This is a genomic window from Alkalihalobacterium elongatum (assembly GCF_019024285.1).
Classification (GTDB): Bacteria; Bacillota; Bacilli; order Bacillales; family Bacillaceae_F; genus Alkalihalobacterium; species Alkalihalobacterium elongatum.
In genome coordinates, this window is the sequence record NZ_WMKZ01000025.1 from 1 (window position 1) to 17,089 (window position 17,089).

Consider the following 17,089-nt stretch of genomic DNA (forward strand, 5'->3'; position numbering starts at 1 on the left):
CGTGTCCAAAGAAACGGACACTTTTGCTGGCCCTCCAGCGCTTGTCGCCGATAAGCAGGCCCCTTGCGCTTTTCTTTTATTACAGTGTATGATCAGTTTATTAATATGTTGAGGGTGATTGATTTGAGTCATGTAACTATAAGTATATACGGAGCCGAAGTAAAGTGTGCAAGCTGCGTCAATTTACCGACTTCGTTAGAAACGAAGGAATGGTTAGAGGCTGCACTTGGACGCAAATATCCAGACGTAGCGTTGCAATTTAGATACGTTGATATTGAACAGGACGAAGTAGCAGAAGACGATCAACCATTCGTTGAAGCGATTCAAAATGAGGAATATTTTTACCCGCTTATCGTCATAGACGATGAAGTGGTTGCTGAAGGTAATCCTAAGCTAAAAGTTATTTGTGAAAAAATAGAAGAGTTGATCAAGTAACCAGAAGAAGAGTGGTTTCAGGCTGACTGAAATGATGGTTTGGATCATATTTTGCTCAGTTCGGATCATAAATGACTAGGTTTGGATCATAAATCCAAAATTCGGATCATAAATCTCAGTTTCGGATCATAAATGATCATATTTGGATCATAACTCACGAATCCATACAAAATGGAGTAACAAAAAACCCCTTGGAGCACTACTCCGAGGGGTTTTGCACAGCCGCTTTATAAACTTGATCAAATCAACCTGAATGATACTTATACATCCAGAGTACGCCGCTTTTAAGTACACGTGGAACGCGGCCAAGTAAAGTGCGTTCACCCATTAGTCCGAAGCCATGTTTCTTACCAAGTGAGCCAAGAACACCTTTTAATTTAATCTTAGGAAGTGTTTCTGGGATCGCTTCACCGTTCCAGCGTTTTTTCAGCACCATGACAATTTGTTCGCCTTGACCTTCAGCAAGCTGAGCACTAGGTGCGTGAGGTAAGCTTGCACAATCACCGACAACAAATACATTTTCATCATTTGGCAAGTGGTGGTGTGGAGTTAATTTTACTCGACCTTGCTCATCTTTTTCGGTTTTTAAGTTTCTTACGACTTCAACTGGTTGGATACCTGCTGTCCAAATGATCGCATCACAGTTGATGGGTTCGTTATGATTATAGAGTATATTTTCTTCAACTGAAGTAATATTTGATTTATTGAAGACTTCGACACCGTGATCTTCAAACCAGTTTTGTACATACGTACTTAAACGACGCGGGAACATCGATAACACAATTTCTCCACGGTCAAATAACTTAATCGTTAAATCTGGGCGGCTTTCACGCAATTCACTAGCTAGCTCAACTCCGCTTAATCCTGCCCCAACAATCGAGACGACAGCGTTAGGACGGAGGTTGCTAATAGTTTCGTATGTTTTACGTGTCGCTTCCATACTTTGAATACTTAATGTGTGTTCTGGGGCACCGGGTACATTGTGGTACTTGTCTTCACAGCCTAATCCTATGATTAATGTATCGTATGAAAAAGCTTCATCATCTTGTAAGTCGATCAATTTATTTTCTAAGTCGATATTTTCGACCGTAGCATATTTTATTTTTAATCGTTGGTCATCTGGGAAGTGGACACGAATATGATGGTCAGATTCGGTACCAGCAGCTAGTGCATAATATTCCGTTTTCAAACAATGATAAGGCATCCTATCAATTAAAGTGACTTCAATATTGTCAGGCAGGTCATTGGTTAGTAAGCGTTGTAAAACTCTCATACCACCATAGCCGCCACCTAATACTACGAGTTTATGCATGTGATGATTTCCCCTTTTTTCTAATATTGCCTGTATACAAATGTTGATTAACTCCATCATTTGTTTCATTACTAGAACCTTCGGCTGTTTGTCGGCAAATTTAACGAGACCATATAAAAATTGACTATTAATTAAATGGCTCCATTGCTCCACACATATTAATTGCTTTACTTCGTTCGATTCAAGGGCTTGTATTAATAAGTTTTCCCAATATGTATGAATAGTCTGCTCCGATTGCATGGAATGAACCCACATTTTTACGGTTAATTCAGGATTACTGTCATAATCCGCTAGTAATTCGGCAAGGACCTTTTCAATTTTTACTAAAAGCGCTTTCTTTTTGAATGAAGTATCATTGATTAAATGAGTTACAGCTACTAATCGTTCTTCAATTAACGTTTGTAATATCGATTCTTTAGTAGGAAAGTAATTAAAAAAAGTACCTTTTGCTACTTCTGCAGCTTCCGTAATTTCTTTTACTGTTGTTGAGTCAAATCCGTTCTCACGAAAAAGAACAATTGCTGCGCTAACAATTCGTTCCTTTGTACGTTCTTTTTTATTTTTTTCCATTTCAGTACTCCTTAAAAGTGACCGTGGTCAGTTTGAATTATAACAATTCCATGTCTAAATAACAACAAATTTGTGAAAAATTTAAGGTGTTTTAAAGATGAGTTTAGAGTAATTTATATGAAATCATGTTAAAATTGAATTATTGTACTAGAGAATGTAGCTTTATGAGCAGAGTGAGAAATAGAGGTGAAAACGGTGATAAAACCAATCATAGAATTCTGTCTTAGTAATTTAGCTAGTGGAAGTCAAAAGGCAAAAGAAGAACTAGAGAGAGATCCTAATCTTGATGTAATAGAATATGGGTGCTTAGGTCATTGTGGACAATGTGCTGTATCGCATTTTGCTCTCGTAAATGGTGAATTCGTATATGGTGAATCAACAGAAGAATTAGTAAACAACATCTATATATATATTGAAGAAAATCCAATGTTCTAATAAATAAGCCAGCTCTTGTTTCATAGAGCAGGCTTATTTTATTTCTGTTTGAACATCCTATAGAAAAAGTTGTATAACACTAATTAATAAGCGCAATAGAAGCAATGACAATGTTTATAGAGTTAGATATACTTGATAAAAAAGGAGTTTTACGAAAGTGGATATAATTCCATTTGAAAATACATGGCCTTATGAAAAAGTGATGAAAGATATTTATTTTAGCGAATGTCCATATTGTGAGACAGAAAGCGTTCTAATCCACTTAAAAGAAAGAGACTTAGAAAGAGCGAAAGAAGGTATAAAAACAAGTGTTGTTATGCCATGCTGTCACCATAAAATGACAATCTTAGAAGCGGATGATGACTATTTTTGGACGGACGAAAAGCTTAGAAAGTGAGGAAGTCAAGATGAAATTTACGAAGATGCATGGACTGGGGAACAGTTATATTTATGTTGATATGTTTCAAGAACAGCTCCAGGAAGAGGAACTACCGCAATTAGCCATTGAGGTTGCTGATAAAAATAAAGGGATCGGCTCCGACGGGATGATACTCGTATGTCCGTCTGATGTGGCACCAGTCAAGATGCGTGTCTTTAATAATGACGGGTCTGAAGCTAAAAACTGTGGTAACGGACTACGATGTGTAGCTAAGTTTGCTTATGAAAAAGGATATGTTACCAATCCAATCTTTAAAATTGAAACATTGGGGGGATTAGTAGAAGCTACTGTTCACTTGGCTGATGGTCAAGTGGAGGAAGTCACAGTAAATATGGGGCAGCCTCGGTTAATGCGTAAAGATTTACCGATGATAGGGGAGCCTGATGAGCGAGTAATTGCAGAACCGATTGAGCGGGACGGACATTCTTTAGAGCTGACAGCTGTTTCTATGGGGAACCCGCATGCTGTATTTTTTGTAGATAAAATTAGTGATGCGCCTGTGGAAACATTAGGTCCTGTTCTTGAAAAAGATGAAATCTTTCCCGAGTGGGTAAATGTTGAATTTGTCCAAGCAGTTAACGCAAATGAACTCCATTTTAGAGTGTGGGAAAGAGGCTCTGGCATTACACAAGCGTGTGGAACAGGTGCATGTGCTGCAGTGGTAGCGGCTGTCTTAAATGAAAAAGTGAACAAAGGTGAAGAAGTCATTGTTCATCTACTCGGTGGCGACCTAAAAATCACTTGGACACATGACGGCGATGTCCTGATGACTGGAGCAGCAGAAACCATTTGTACAGGTGAATATATCCGTAAATAGCAGGGGGCATAGCCCTCTGTTTTTTTGTATTTGTGGAGAGCGAGAGCAATGCTGATCGCGAGCCTAGAAGATTACAGAAAGTACCGAATGAAGCCCGAGAGCATTGGAAAAGAGAGATGTCGGTCACTAAAGAGACGGAATGAAGCCCGAGGGGGAGGGAAAAGAGAGATGTCGGTCACTAAAGAGCCCGAATGAAGCCCGAGGGGGAGGGAAAAGAGAGATGTCGGTCACTAAAGAGCCTGAATGAAGCCCGAGAGCGTAGGAAAAGAGAGGTGCCAGTCACCAAAGAGTCGCCGAGAGCCCTCCAAGAAGCAAAAAAACCAAAATGAAAACGTAACAAAAAACACCAGGAGTTTGATCTCCTGGTGTTTCTCAAATTTTACGTTACAAGCTTGTCCACAACCGTCTAATGTATTAAATAAACATTTAATTAATATTCTTTGATGATGTTATAGAACGTGTCTCTTTCAACTGGAGTTTTTCCAGCTGTTTTAATAATGTGGATTAACTCATCGCGAGTGATACCTGAAGAAGTTAACGCGCCAACCGCATGAGAAATACGTTCTTCGATTAATGTACCGTGAATATCATCCGATCCGAACGTTAACGCCATTTGTGTTAACTGCACACCGATATTGATCCAATACGCTTTAATGTGATCAAAGTTATCTAACATTAACCGGCTAATCGCAACGGTTCTCATGTCATCGAAAGCTGTTGTTCTTCGTTTTAGACCTGCATTAACCGAGCGAGGTTGCATCGCAAGTGGAATAAATACCATATAACCATTCGTGCGATCTTGAAGCTGACGAAGACGATCCATATGAATTAAGCGCTCTTCATACGATTCAATCGATCCGTAAAGCATTGTCGCATGTGTTTTTAGGCCAAGTCCGTGTGCAATTTCATGAGCTTCTAACCATTGATCTGTTGATGCTTTGTCAGGACTCATTTTCAAACGGTAGCGTTCTGTTAAGATTTCAGCTCCACCACCAGGCATTGTATCTAGACCTGCTTTAATTAACTCCTCTAGAACTTCTTTCATAGAAATTCCAGCAATTCTAGAGAAAAACTCAATTTCAGCACCAGTATAAGCTTTTACAGTAGCTTGTGGATAGTGTTTTTTCAATGTACGAATAGTATCTAAATAGTAGTCGAATGGAACCTCATGATTATGCCCACCGACGATGTGGAACTCGCGAATATTATCGTTCCAGCGATCACCTACGTATTTTAATAAAGCTTCTTCGTCCATTGTATATGCACCCTCTTCACCTGGCTTTCGCTTAAAGCCACAGAAACCACAGTTTGCTTCACAAACGTTGGTAGGGTTAATATACATGTTTTCGATGAAGTAGACTTTATTTCCATTCTTTTTTTGGTTAACTTCGTTTGCTAACTGCGCAACTGAAAGTAAATCAGGTGTATCATATAAATATAGACCGTCTTCAATTGTAAGACGTTCCCCGTTTCGTACTTTGTCTGCAATTTCCTGCATCCGTTGATCGAGAATAAGAGTAGACATTTAATTACCTCTTTCCATAGTTTTATTACCGCTAAGATGTATTGAAAAAACAATAGAGATATATACATACCGCTTTAAGATAATGATAAAAAAACCTGCAATAATTCTGATATTTTATAATCATTGCTATTGTACCACCGATATCATTATCTCCCAAGTTATGCGTAACATTTTCTAAGTCACATAAAAAAATATAGTAATGTCCTTGAATTATAAGAGCTGTTACAGAACGTTGTTAATTTTATTATCCTTTAAAAAACAGCCTAGTAAATGAAACGATTGCTCTTCTATTATACTATCAGAAAAAAATATGAAAAAGAAAGAGAGAAGAACTGTAAAAAACTAGATTATTATGTTTAACATTTTCTAAATAGGGGTAAACCGTAAATAACAGGGCAAAAAATAAGCCTATTTTTAAAAAATCTGTGACTTTTTCAATTTATTTTGTAAATAATAGGGCAATTTGGTAAAATGATAGTAATAGTTTGTCCTTTAAAAAAAAGAAAAAATGGGACTAATGATAGGGGTGAGTGGTTTGGAGAGAATTAGTTGTGAAGAGTGTTTATCAACAATTGAACTTTTAAGAGAAAAAATGGTATCAACTGCTCTGCTATATGGATTTAACCACCCTCTCGTGCTTGAGTACAGCCAAAAAATAGATGAGGAACATAATCAAATTCTAACTAAGCAAAAAAAACAATTAATTTTTCAATCTAAGTAAAAGAAATTCTCCTTCCTTGAGAACAATATGCATAGGTAGTAAAATAAGATGTAGTAGAGGAGGGATTTTAATGTTAACGATAACAGAGTCAGCGATTGCTCGTATCAAAGAAATGTTAAAGGAAGAAGAAGAGCAAGGCTTAAAGCTTCGAATTGGTGTTAAGGGTGGCGGCTGTAGTGGTCTTTCATACGGCATGGGCTTTGATAAAGAAAAGCAAGAAGATGACAAGAAATTAAACTATGATGGATTAGAAGTAGTTGTTGACGCAGAAAGCGCACCTGTCTTAGATGGTGTCGTTATTGATTATAAACAAAACATGATGGGTGGAGGATTTACGATCGAAAATCCAAATGCGATCGCATCATGTGGCTGTGGTTCTTCGTTTAGAACAGCAGAGAATGCTGGTAAGCCTGAAGAGTGTTAAAAACTAAAATTAATGGATAAAACCTTTTTAATGATTTTTCGTTAGAAAGGTTTTTTATTTTTTATAGGTCTATTAATGTTTGGTACTGTAACTCATTTTTTCACTAAAAGGTTTAATTTCATTTAAATAACCGCCTCCATGTTGGAAGCGGTCGAAATCTTTTTATCAATTATTTGCCTCGACTTTAATAGCACGCTTGTCTTTACTAGGTCCCATATGTAGCATGTAATGAATAGGGTGTAAACCATGTGTATCAAATGCGTTTTCTCCGTGGGTATTATAATGTGGGTTATTAAAAATTTTACCGTTTGTTAAATCAGTACCGTGGAATGGTTCCTCTTTAATAATTACTTCCTTTCCTCCAGGAGTAATAATTTTGTGCTCATGCGCTCCAACTGTACTTGCTGCACCTAGTATAAACGTAGCAGCTAATGCCAAACTAATCCCTTTTTTAAAAGTTTTCACTATAAACAACTCCTTAACAGTAAATTTTACGCGTTATGTACTTCTATAGAAAGGTAATAATTCCTTCCAGTTTCCATAAATGATTATAATCTTATTGGAAAAGGTTGTTATTTATTAAGAGAAATTATGGACAGTTAACCTAGCTTATGATAAAAGCATATAGCATTCATACAATCAAAAAAAGCGCTAACCATAGCTGGTTGCGCCGATGTTTTACTATTTACTAATGCTACGGATCGAGCGAATGCTATAAAAAGGAATAAAGAAAGCCAAGAAATTATAGTTATTTTCACGTTTGTATGTTTCTGTTGTTTCGAAAACATCGATATCATCAATAACATCAATGTTATCAATTTCACCCCTCTGTGTGTATTCAACTACACGAATATCATCAATATCGTTCCAATGATCTTTATCATACATAATAATCACCCTCCTAAAGGATATTTATGCAGGAATTTTCAGAAAATTATACAAAGTTCAATTTTATTTACAAAATATTTGCAAAAGTAAAAAAACAACAATCCTTGGAAAACATCATTGCAAAATAAATCACCTAAGGAATGGTGTAAATACAGCGTGAACAAAACTTATTCAACAATTGGCTATATTTAGTTAACATCAAGTCACAGTGCCAGAACCATTAACGAAAAGTTATCTAAAGTTGGGACACAAAGGTTTATTTATCAAAGTAAAGTAGTGTTGGATGAAATTGGATAGTGAACAAAAGTATAAAATTTGCTTAACGACATATGTTATACATACATTATACAAAGGAGGAATTAATCATGGCAAACAACAACAATTCAAATCAATTAGTAGTTCCTGGAGTACAGCAAGCGCTTGACCAAATGAAGTATGAAATTGCATCAGAATTTGGTGTTCAATTAGGTCCAGACGCTACGGCACGTGCAAACGGGTCAGTAGGGGGAGAAATTACTAAGAGACTTGTTCAAATGGCAGAGCAGCAACTAAATGGCGGCTTTACAAAATAAAAATACCCAAACCACACCTCCACTATGTTGATATAAAAAGGCTGAAGCAAATTCAGCCTTCTTGGTATTTTATTCCGCTTATCTGGCACTAAGACTTCCAGTTCAAGTCTCTTTGAGGAGGCAAAATAGGCTAAGTGCGAGATAAGGAATTCCCTCAATGAAAAAATTTCACTTATTAAAACATATTTTAGAGCTATGACCTAGTTGTAGTTTTGCATCAGGACCATGTATGATTTTGCATGATTTCCAGCAGTTGGTGCTCAACCGACCGCAAGTAATTTTACTTTACCATCGTATGTCGCGATGTCCCCAGCAGCATGTATTCCTTTATCGTTCGTTTCCAATTTAGAATTAACAATAATAGAGTTCTTTTTTATCAAGTCCCGATTCCTTTGTTTGGTCAAGTAAAGAAATAAAGCCAATAGTCTGTCTAATTCCAACGTACAAGGCAATATTAAACTGACTTGACCTCACTAGGTGCTATAGCAACTAAAATAAAGGAAGAAAATACATATTATAAATAGTGTTATTATACTTATAAAAATTGTAAGAAATATGTCCAATGATGTCGATTGTAGTGCTTTTCGTAATACTTGACATTCCAAATAAATACACGCATAAACGTACTCAAATAAGAAGAAATTATAAAAAAGATAGTTGAAAAAAATATCGAAAACCAATATGATTATAAATGTGATTTGTGACTTTTTTACGAATTTATTTCATATCCTTTAGGAAATTTTAAAAAATTTTAACTTTTTAAGTGAAGTAAATCACAAACTAGTAATTTACTTCAGAGATTAACAGTATTTAACTAAAAAGAAAATGGAAGTGATAAAGTTGAAAAAACCAAAAATTGTAATATTAGGTGCGGGCTACGGGGGAATGATTACAGCATCTCGCCTTAGCAAAGAGCTAGGCTATAATGAAGCAGACATTACGTTAGTAAACAAACATAACTACCATTATCAAACAACTTGGTTACATGAACCGGCAGCTGGAACGTTGGACCCTGAAAAAACACGTATGAAAATAAGCGACGTGTTAAATCTAAACAAAATTCATTTCGTTAAAGATGTAGTTGTTGATATTAAGAAGGATGAGAAGAAAGTAATTCTTGAAAAAAACAACGAACTTGATTATGACTATTTAGTTGTAGCTTTAGGATCTGAACCTGAAACATTCGGCGTTCCTGGAGTTTTCGAACACGCATTTAGTAAATGGACGGTAAACGGTGCACGTCAAGTCAAAGATCACATCGATTACATGTTCTCAATCTACAATAATGAAGATGAAAAGCGCGATGAGTTATTAACGTTCGTTGTAGCTGGTGCTGGGTTTACTGGTATTGAGTTTATCGGTGAATTATCAGAGCGTGTTCCAGAGTTATGTGATAAATACGATGTACCTCGTGAAAAAGTAAAAATGTACGTAATTGAGGCTGCACCAACAGCTTTACCTGGCTTCGATCCTGAATTAGTTGAGTATGCGATGAACTTATTAGAAAGCCGTGGCGTTGAGTTCAAGATCAGCTGTCCGATTAAAGAAGTGACTGAGCACGGTGTACTTCTTGCTGATGGCAATGAAATTAAAGCAGAAACGGTTGTATGGGCAACAGGTGTACGCGGTAACTCGCTTATTGAAAAAGCTGGATTTGAAAATATGCGCGGTCGTGTAAAAGTAGATCCAGACCTTCGAGCACCAGGTCATGAGGATATTTTCATTATTGGAGATTGTTCATTAATTATTAATGAAGAAATCAATCGTCCATATCCTCCGACAGCTCAAATCGCAATGCAACAAGCGGCAGTTGCTGCGTCTAACCTTAAAGCATTAATTCATAACGAATCAACAAAAGGCTTCAAACCTGAGATCAAAGGAACTGTAGCTTCTCTAGGTGGTAAAGAAGCAATCGGTCTTGTATTCGATCGTAAGCTTTACGGTTCTTCTGCAAACTTCATGAAGAAAATGATCGATAACCGCTACTTATATATGCTAGGTGGAACTCCACTTGTTCTTAAAAAAGGGAAAAACCCACTATAAAAAGCGGTCTCCAAAGCTGACTCATTCTGTTGAGTCAGCTTTTTCTTTTTTTCTCATTCATGGTGCCAGGCACCTTAAGTCCATTAAAGCCGCCTGGCACCATTACAAAAATTAATGATAAAAATGATAATTGAGGGTGAAATTCGAAGATATTTTTATTTGATTGCGCTTACATGAACTAAAACAACCTTTTTTATGTTTTGCAATTTCAATGATAAATTGATAAAATTATCTGAAACTTCAGAAATATTAAAGGGAGGTTATATATAATGAAAAAAAGACAGGTAATCCTTAAAGACGGTCAATGTCCATACTGTAACGGTAATGGATATTTTGAATTATTTTTAGGTGGTAGCGAAACGTGTGATATTTGTTCAGGGCAAGGTGAATTAAATAAGAAAGTAGAAAAGAGCGTAGTATCTTAATACTACGTTTTTTTCTTTGTCTATATCCAGCGCTTGTCGCCGAAAAGCGGGCACCTTCCGCTTTTCTCTGTCTAGCTGCAGCGACCAGCGTCTAGTGTACTTCACTCTCCTCCTTACGATAAGTCAACATCGGCTCACTGGCGATCGCCGTGTATCCTTTATCTCATACGGAGAGGCTCCAGTCCATACGCCGCTAACCGGTCGCTTCCGCTTTTCTTATTGCCTAGCTACAGGTGCCATCTGCTCGAGGTCGCTTCGGTCCATCCAACGTGTCCAAAGGGCAGGACACTAATGGTTGGCCCTCCAGCGCTTGTCGCCGATAAGCGGGCACCTTCCGCTTTTCTTATAAATGTTCACATGTCGTTCATGTATTGAATATTGACGGCTTTACGTAGATTAAGTAAACTTACCTTTGTAGTATTATGTATAATTCCACTTTAGTTAAGTTGTTTTTTGGGGGTGTAGTGTTGGATTTCCTTATGGGTTTGCCCGTTTTAATTATATCGGTATTATTATTTCTTATTTTATTTTTTGGGATCGGCTTCTTATTAAATATGATCTTACGTTCAACTTGGGTGATGGCAATTATCTATCCGATCGTTGTCATTCTTATTGTCGATAACGTCGGGCTATTAGAGTATTTCACGTCTCCTATCGCTTCAATAAGGGCTCTTGGAGCGGATTTAATAGCTCTTAAGCCTGCTGATATTATTATTTTATCAAGTGGAATGTTAGGTGCAATCTTATCTGGTGTAGTAATTAGAATGCTTAGAGCTAGAGGGTATCGAATGTTTTAATAATGTTTTGAAAATGGACTTGCCTATTGATGGCAGGTCTCTTTTTTTTGGACTTGGTGCTGTTGAAGTTGGTGTTGATTTTGAACTCATTAATAGCTTATCGGTTCCTAGTTTTAAGACGGTTATATTAAAAATAGTAAAAAAGTCAGAAAAGTATAAACTTAACCTTTTCACTTCTCTTTTTTGAATAATTTTTTTGTTAATGGAGAAGCTTAGTCAATGAGAGGAGTGAAGAAAATGGAAGTTGCGAAAAATACATTTCGCAGAATAGCCATGACGATCTTATTTAGTTTAGCATTTTTCACAACTTATCAAGCGATTTCAGGAGCCAGTGTACAAGATCTCTCTGACTGGTCTGAGTTTGGCTTATTTGAACGACCTAGTGTAAATGATAATGGTATGAAAGATAGTAGTTTAATACAGAAGGAAATCCCGAAGCTTCACCATGAGTATGTGGCTAAGTCTCTTCCTGTGTATGACGCGGACTCTGTTACATTAGAAGAGGCGGTGGATTGGGAACGTTATCCTTCCCAAAAGGTGGTAGCAACAGGTTATACAGCAGGATATGAGTCGACTGGAAAAAAACCAGGACATCCGAGTTACGGAATTACATATTCTGGTGTACAAGTACGAAGAGATTTATATTCAACGATTGCAGCCGATCCAGGTACATTTCCCATTGGAAGCATTCTATATATCCCAGGCTATGGGTACGGTGTAGTTGCTGATACAGGCTCTGCAATTAAAGGAAATAAGATTGATTTGTATTATGACACAGTAGCCGAAGTCTATAACGAATGGGGTAAAAAAGAAATTGATGTTTACGTTGTTAAAGAAGGTAATGGTAAACTATCAGAACAAGATTTAATTGACTTAAATGAAAATGAAGCGGTTCAAGTATTCCGCAGACAAATGTCATTTTGAGGTGCCAGGCACCTTTAACACTTTAGTGTTTTGAAGAGAGACTGTTACACCTGAAGGGACAGTCTCTTCTTTTTATTAGTGGAGAAATTATATTATAGTGTTTTACTTGTATTGCCATGTAAGATCGGATCTTTATCACTATCGAAAGCTGGGTATTTATCAGGATGAAGTAAGGAAGCGATCTTCTGTAAGCCCACTAATAATCTCGGAGATGGGCGACAAAATAATGGCTCATCTAAAACGTGAAGCTTATCTTCTACAACTGGAGTAAATTCTCTCCAGCCTGGACGTTTCTTGACGATTTCTGGATTGACTTTATCGTGATCTACGCCAACCCAGACGAGACAAATATGATCTGGCTTTCTTCTGATCACATCTTCCCAATCTGTTTGGACGCTAGCTTTATCGACATCAGCAAAAACATTCTCTCCTCCAGCTAACCGACTAATTTCAGTGAGCCAATTGATCTTTCCAGGAGTAAATACAGGCTTTGGCCACCATTCCCAATATAAACGCGGCTTATGTCCAATCCCACGACTAATGGTATCATATTCACTTAATAAATTTTGAATACGTCCTACGACCGTTTGCGCCTGATCTCGCTGACCAGTTAATTCTCCAACTTTCAAAAGATCTTCGCATATTTCTTCAAATGAGTTCGGATTAAGGACAATATGCGGAATGTTACGTTCTTTCAAGCGTTCAATATTTTTCTCCATACCTGGAACGCTTAAAGAAGCGAGAACAAGATCAGGTTCAAACACAGCTAACTTGTCCATATCGATGTCCAAATCTGGACCTAGACGTGGCAATGATTGAATAGACTCTGGCCAATCGGAATAATCATCAATAGCAACTAATTGTTTTTCAAGACCTAAATATCCAAGCAACTCAGTATTACTTGGACAAATTGATATGATTTTCATCTTTTGCTTCTCCCCCTAAAAAATCTTTATATTGAGCTCATTTACTTATAGCAACAGTAAGTACATGAACTTTTAAAAACTGGTATGAACGAAGGTGTTACTGATCCGTATAAGCGGGTATTTGGACATTAAAGCCAGAACAGAAACAAGCACCAAACAACAATAAGAAAAAGGATGAGACATAAAGAAAGACGACTCAATCGTAAAGTGTCTACTCCTAACGATAAGAATGATAAAGCCCTTTCTGGAGGGCAATCCTTCTTATGTAATAATAAGGAAGTGGTCACTTATGAGTCATCCATTTTATATTTACTATACCATTGTATGAAGGAAAAGTGTTAAGACAATTCCTAATAATCCGCCAAAGAAGACTTCTATCGGTTGATGTCCTAAAAGTTCTTTTAATTCTTCTCTTTTTTCTTCTTCATGCATTTTAGGCCAAGATTTTACTTCGTGAACTAGTTTATTAAAATCAGCAACAAGTTGATTCAAGACGGTGGCATGATAGCCTGCATGTCTTCTAATCCCTGTTGCATCGAACATAACGATAATTCCAAAGACTGCCGAGATGGCAAAAAGAGGAGAGCTTAATCCTTCCTCCAGGGCAAGAGCTGTCGACAAAGCAGTAACAGCTGCCGAGTGGGAACTTGGCATTCCCCCTGTACTTGTAAGAAGTCTCCAATCAAATTTTCGTGTTGGGATAAAAGCAAGCGGTACTTTAATAAATTGCGCAAAACCAATCGCTATAAGTGCGGCCCATAAAGGGAAGTTCTGAAAAATATCCATCGTTTGACGTTCGTCCTTTCTATATAAAAAGAAAATAATTACGACTTAACATTTGCAATAGGAACATACTTAGTTTATGTTTTCAGTGAGCTGACATACTTTCTATTCCCGATTATTTATCATTTGTAACATATTGAGAGGTGTAAGGAATGGGTGAATCTTTATATCCAATGGAATACTATGAATTTTTTGTAAAATTCAATGAAGGTGATTACTATACATGCCACGACTTATTAGAAGAAATATGGATGACAGATAAAAGTAACTACTTCCTTAAAGGAATGTTACAAATGACTGTCGCCATCTATCACTATGAGTATGGTAATGTAAAAGGAGCAAGATTAATGATGTCTGCAGGGCTCCATTATATTCAACCATATCGACCTTTTTACTGGGGGGTCGATTTAGAAGAAATTGATCATTTTATAAAAATGTGCTTGTCTATTATACCACAGGACATTGAACGCGTCCCGTTTGAACAAGTAAATGAGCTCCCAAAACTTCCGCAACTTGCTTTATATTTGCAAGAATAAAAATAAATTCGGTACTCGAAATAGTAAAAGTATATCGTTATAATAAAAGAAACCATAAAAGGGGGATACATGATGTATAACATTAAGGGATTGAATGATTGGAAAAATGAACAAGTAGATGGTCTGTTTTTAGGTTTATATGAAGATGATAAACAGTCGTCTGAAGTACTTGATGAAATCGATACGGCTATTGGGGGAAGTTTAAAGCAGTTATTAAAGGAGAACCGTTTTAATGGCAAAGCAAAGGAAATTTTTTCTTTCCATACTTTAGGTCAATTGACTGCCAAGAAGGTTTATATCGTAGGTGTAGGTAAAAAGGCAGAAGCAAGTGATGAGCAGTTTCGCAGTGTGTTTGCGTCTTTAAGTAAAGTAGTCCATAGAGATCAATTGCAAAACACAGCGGTCATACTAGACTCCTTTATTAAGGATAAAGAGGACCTAGACCAACTTAGCTATCTTTTAGGGGAAGCGTTAGAGCTAACAAGTTATAAGGTGGCGAACTACAAAGAAAAAGATAACCAAGTGGAAAAGCAATTAGAGGGTGTCACTATTTTTACTAACGGGTCAAAGGACGCTCTATTAGAGGAATTACAAGCTGGAAAAGTTTATGGTAGCGGTACCAACTTAGCACGTGCATTGGTCAATACACCAGGGAACTTAATGACGCCGACAGATTTAGCTGCAGCAGCAAAGGATATTGCAGAAAGTCACGGAATGGAAATTGATATTTTAGATAGAGAAGATATGGAGAAGCTTGGAATGGGTGCACTTCTTGCTGTTGCTCAAGGAACAGAACAGCCTCCAAAGATGATCGTCTTAAAGTATCAAGGAAAGAAAGAGTGGAACGATGTATTAGCATTCGTAGGTAAAGGTCTTACATTTGATGCAGGTGGTATTAGTATTAAACCAAGCTTAAATATGCATGAAATGAAAATGGATATGGGCGGGGCAGCGGCTGTTCTAGGGGCGATGGAAATCATCGGTCAAATGAAACCAGAAGCGAATGTGCTAGCGGTCATTCCATCTTCAGAAAATCTACTAAATGGATTAGCAATGAAGCCAGGTGATGTAATTACATCATTAAGTGGTAAAACAATTGAAGTAAGAAATACAGATGCTGAAGGACGTTTAATCTTAGCAGATGGTGTTACATATGCGAAGCATTTAGGTGCTGACTATATTGTCGATGTAGCTACACTTACAGGAGCAGTCATCATTGCTTTAGGTGAGTATACGACAGGAGCTGTTACGAACAATGAGGAGCTCATGGAAAAATTATTGTACTCAGCTTACGAATCAGGGGAGTGGGTTTGGAGATTACCGAGCTTTGAACCGTACCGAAAAATGCTGAAAACGAGTGATGTAGCCGACTTGAATAACTCACCAGGCCGTCCAGGAGGAAGCATCACAGCTGGTTTATTCGTTGGTGAATTTGCAGGCGACACGCCTTGGGTACACCTCGACATCGCAGGAACCGCGTGGAGCTCAAAAGGAACCGAAACAGGACCAAAAGGCGGAACAGGAGCAATGGCGCGCACATTAGCCAACCTCGCAGAACAACTCAATCAAAAATAAAAGATTTCGGTGCCAGGCACCTTTAATGCGCTATCGCGCTAAAGGTGCCTGGCACCGTTTTCTCTTTCATTCATCTTCTATTCCTCTTTCAATTTGTTTCCTTTTCCTTCATATTTATTTGAACCACTTTTCAACGAACTTTCTATCCCCTTCTTTCTTCCCAAATTACCCTTTTTGGGAGTATTTAGCCATATATGCAAGGAGATAAGAGGATATCTATATATGACTTGGGTAAGTTTCCGTTACGTGAATATATCGTAAACGATCAAGACAAACGCCTATATAAGCCAGTTGAGTTGGAAATATAATCCCAGTATCATTAATGTATGTCGTGTTTTCAGACAACTTAGAATACATAAACGAGGAGGCTAAACTATTTGAATATTATTCAAAAGGTTGACCGTGGAATAATGAAAGTCGAAGAGTGGATCTTGAGTTATTCGGTCATTCTCATTGCTGTAATGGTTGCTGGTAATGTTCTTAGCCGTGCAATTACAGGGAAAAGTTGGGCTTTTGCAGGTGAGATTAGTGAATTTGCGGTTATCCTCGCGACATTTATGGGGATTAGCTATGCAGCAAGAAAAGGTCGACACATTAGTATGTCTGCATTTTTTGACATAGCCCCGCCAAAGGTTAGGAAAGCACTTGCGATATTCATCCCAGCCGTGACAGCTATTATTTTATTCACACTTGCTTATTACGCATTTGGTTATATGTATTCCGTCCTAGAAAGAGGAAGAGTGACGATGGCGCTCCAAATTCCTGTTTGGATGTTGCTTAGTTTTATTCCACTCGGGTTAACATTAGGAGGAATTCAATTCTTACGAAATATGTGGATAAACATAAAGGAAAAAGAGGTGTATTTAGCAACAGAGAAAAAAGATTACTCGGAGAATTGAGGGCTCTTTTACCCTCTTAATCTATGAAAAAAAATGAATAGAG

Annotated in this window: 20 protein-coding genes and 2 pseudogenes; 14 read left to right on the top strand and 8 right to left on the bottom strand. The window is 37.4% G+C overall.

Annotation, left to right across the window (positions count from 1 at the left end; translation table 11 throughout):
- The first annotated feature begins 123 nt into the window (after positions 1 to 123).
- Positions 124 to 435: a YuzD family protein gene (locus GKP30_RS18280; RefSeq protein WP_407928638.1), complete on the top strand. Its 312-nt coding sequence runs from the start codon at positions 124 to 126 to the stop codon at positions 433 to 435.
- Positions 436 to 679: 244 nt separating this feature from the next.
- Here GKP30_RS18280 and GKP30_RS18285 read toward each other — a convergent pair whose 3' ends face one another.
- Both GKP30_RS18285 and GKP30_RS23600 read right to left on the bottom strand, forming a co-directional pair.
- Positions 680 to 1,747, bottom strand: a complete 1,068-nt coding sequence (locus GKP30_RS18285; RefSeq protein WP_236035200.1) for an NAD(P)/FAD-dependent oxidoreductase — start codon at positions 1,745 to 1,747, stop codon at positions 680 to 682.
- A gap of 411 nt (positions 1,748 to 2,158) precedes the next feature.
- Positions 2,159 to 2,317, bottom strand: a pseudogene (locus GKP30_RS23600) (TetR/AcrR family transcriptional regulator); the annotation flags it as partial.
- A gap of 198 nt (positions 2,318 to 2,515) precedes the next feature.
- Here GKP30_RS23600 and GKP30_RS18290 point away from each other — a divergent pair.
- From GKP30_RS18290 to dapF, 3 genes are all read left to right on the top strand, one after another.
- Positions 2,516 to 2,752, top strand: coding sequence for a YuzB family protein (locus GKP30_RS18290; protein WP_216830976.1), 237 nt, complete (start codon positions 2,516 to 2,518; stop codon positions 2,750 to 2,752).
- Positions 2,753 to 2,909: 157 nt separating this feature from the next.
- Positions 2,910 to 3,149, top strand: coding sequence for a hypothetical protein (locus tag GKP30_RS18295; RefSeq protein WP_216830916.1), 240 nt, complete (start codon positions 2,910 to 2,912; stop codon positions 3,147 to 3,149).
- Positions 3,150 to 3,159: 10 nt separating this feature from the next.
- Positions 3,160 to 4,008 carry a diaminopimelate epimerase gene (dapF, locus tag GKP30_RS18300; protein ID WP_216830917.1) on the top strand — a complete coding sequence of 283 codons (849 nt, stop codon included), beginning with the start codon at positions 3,160 to 3,162 and terminating at the stop codon, positions 4,006 to 4,008.
- 430 nt (positions 4,009 to 4,438) lie between these two features.
- On the opposite strand, the gene mqnE is transcribed toward dapF, so the two are convergent.
- Positions 4,439 to 5,533, bottom strand: a complete 1,095-nt coding sequence (mqnE, locus tag GKP30_RS18305; protein ID WP_216830918.1) for an aminofutalosine synthase MqnE — start codon at positions 5,531 to 5,533, stop codon at positions 4,439 to 4,441.
- Positions 5,534 to 6,068: 535 nt separating this feature from the next.
- On the opposite strand from mqnE, the gene GKP30_RS18310 reads away from it, so the two are divergent.
- Entirely contained in the window at positions 6,069 to 6,254 is a 186-nt protein-coding gene (locus tag GKP30_RS18310; protein WP_236035186.1) for an aspartyl-phosphate phosphatase Spo0E family protein, read from the top strand.
- 70 nt (positions 6,255 to 6,324) lie between these two features.
- Complete coding sequence (locus GKP30_RS18315; RefSeq protein WP_216830919.1) at positions 6,325 to 6,678, top strand: HesB/IscA family protein; 354 nt, start codon at positions 6,325 to 6,327, stop codon at positions 6,676 to 6,678.
- Between the two features lie 165 nt (positions 6,679 to 6,843).
- On the opposite strand, the gene GKP30_RS18320 is transcribed toward GKP30_RS18315, so the two are convergent.
- Positions 6,844 to 7,143: a hypothetical protein gene (locus GKP30_RS18320; protein ID WP_216830920.1), complete on the bottom strand. Its 300-nt coding sequence runs from the start codon at positions 7,141 to 7,143 to the stop codon at positions 6,844 to 6,846.
- Between the two features lie 216 nt (positions 7,144 to 7,359).
- Positions 7,360 to 7,566: a hypothetical protein gene (locus GKP30_RS18325; protein WP_216830921.1), complete on the bottom strand. Its 207-nt coding sequence runs from the start codon at positions 7,564 to 7,566 to the stop codon at positions 7,360 to 7,362.
- A 365-nt stretch (positions 7,567 to 7,931) separates the two neighbouring features.
- Between GKP30_RS18325 and GKP30_RS18330 the strand changes: the two genes are divergently transcribed.
- Positions 7,932 to 8,138 carry an alpha/beta-type small acid-soluble spore protein gene (locus GKP30_RS18330; RefSeq protein WP_216830922.1) on the top strand — a complete coding sequence of 69 codons (207 nt, stop codon included), beginning with the start codon at positions 7,932 to 7,934 and terminating at the stop codon, positions 8,136 to 8,138.
- 168 nt (positions 8,139 to 8,306) lie between these two features.
- Here the strand turns inward: GKP30_RS18330 and GKP30_RS24050 are convergent.
- Positions 8,307 to 8,558, bottom strand: a pseudogene (locus GKP30_RS24050) (ferredoxin--NADP(+) reductase); the annotation flags it as partial.
- 420 nt (positions 8,559 to 8,978) lie between these two features.
- On the opposite strand from GKP30_RS24050, the gene GKP30_RS18335 reads away from it, so the two are divergent.
- The 4 genes from GKP30_RS18335 (at position 8,979) to GKP30_RS18350 (ending at position 12,327) form a co-directional block, all read left to right on the top strand.
- Entirely contained in the window at positions 8,979 to 10,181 is a 1,203-nt protein-coding gene (locus tag GKP30_RS18335) for an NAD(P)/FAD-dependent oxidoreductase (protein ID WP_236035187.1), read from the top strand.
- Positions 10,182 to 10,450: 269 nt separating this feature from the next.
- A complete protein-coding gene (locus tag GKP30_RS18340; protein WP_216830924.1) occupies positions 10,451 to 10,606 on the top strand; it encodes a YuiA family protein in 156 nt (51 codons plus the stop codon).
- A gap of 479 nt (positions 10,607 to 11,085) precedes the next feature.
- Entirely contained in the window at positions 11,086 to 11,403 is a 318-nt protein-coding gene (locus GKP30_RS18345) for a YuiB family protein (protein ID WP_216830978.1), read from the top strand.
- A gap of 237 nt (positions 11,404 to 11,640) precedes the next feature.
- Positions 11,641 to 12,327, top strand: coding sequence for a 3D domain-containing protein (locus GKP30_RS18350; RefSeq protein ID WP_216830925.1), 687 nt, complete (start codon positions 11,641 to 11,643; stop codon positions 12,325 to 12,327).
- Positions 12,328 to 12,419: 92 nt separating this feature from the next.
- On the opposite strand, the gene GKP30_RS18355 is transcribed toward GKP30_RS18350, so the two are convergent.
- Both GKP30_RS18355 and GKP30_RS18360 read right to left on the bottom strand, forming a co-directional pair.
- Positions 12,420 to 13,253 carry a cobalamin-binding protein gene (locus GKP30_RS18355; protein ID WP_216830926.1) on the bottom strand — a complete coding sequence of 278 codons (834 nt, stop codon included), beginning with the start codon at positions 13,251 to 13,253 and terminating at the stop codon, positions 12,420 to 12,422.
- 312 nt (positions 13,254 to 13,565) lie between these two features.
- The gene (locus tag GKP30_RS18360) at positions 13,566 to 14,039 is read right to left on the bottom strand and encodes a divergent PAP2 family protein (protein WP_216830927.1); all 474 of its coding nucleotides are present in this window, start codon (positions 14,037 to 14,039) and stop codon (positions 13,566 to 13,568) included.
- A gap of 149 nt (positions 14,040 to 14,188) precedes the next feature.
- On the opposite strand from GKP30_RS18360, the gene GKP30_RS18365 reads away from it, so the two are divergent.
- The 3 genes from GKP30_RS18365 to GKP30_RS18375 all read left to right on the top strand — a co-directional run bounded on the left by GKP30_RS18365 (position 14,189) and on the right by GKP30_RS18375 (position 17,046).
- Positions 14,189 to 14,572, top strand: a complete 384-nt coding sequence (locus GKP30_RS18365) for a DUF309 domain-containing protein (protein WP_216830928.1) — start codon at positions 14,189 to 14,191, stop codon at positions 14,570 to 14,572.
- Positions 14,573 to 14,644: 72 nt separating this feature from the next.
- A complete protein-coding gene (locus GKP30_RS18370) occupies positions 14,645 to 16,147 on the top strand; it encodes a leucyl aminopeptidase (RefSeq protein WP_216830929.1) in 1,503 nt (500 codons plus the stop codon).
- 377 nt (positions 16,148 to 16,524) lie between these two features.
- Positions 16,525 to 17,046: a TRAP transporter small permease gene (locus GKP30_RS18375; RefSeq protein ID WP_216830930.1), complete on the top strand. Its 522-nt coding sequence runs from the start codon at positions 16,525 to 16,527 to the stop codon at positions 17,044 to 17,046.
- The last annotated feature ends 43 nt before the right edge of the window (positions 17,047 to 17,089 follow it).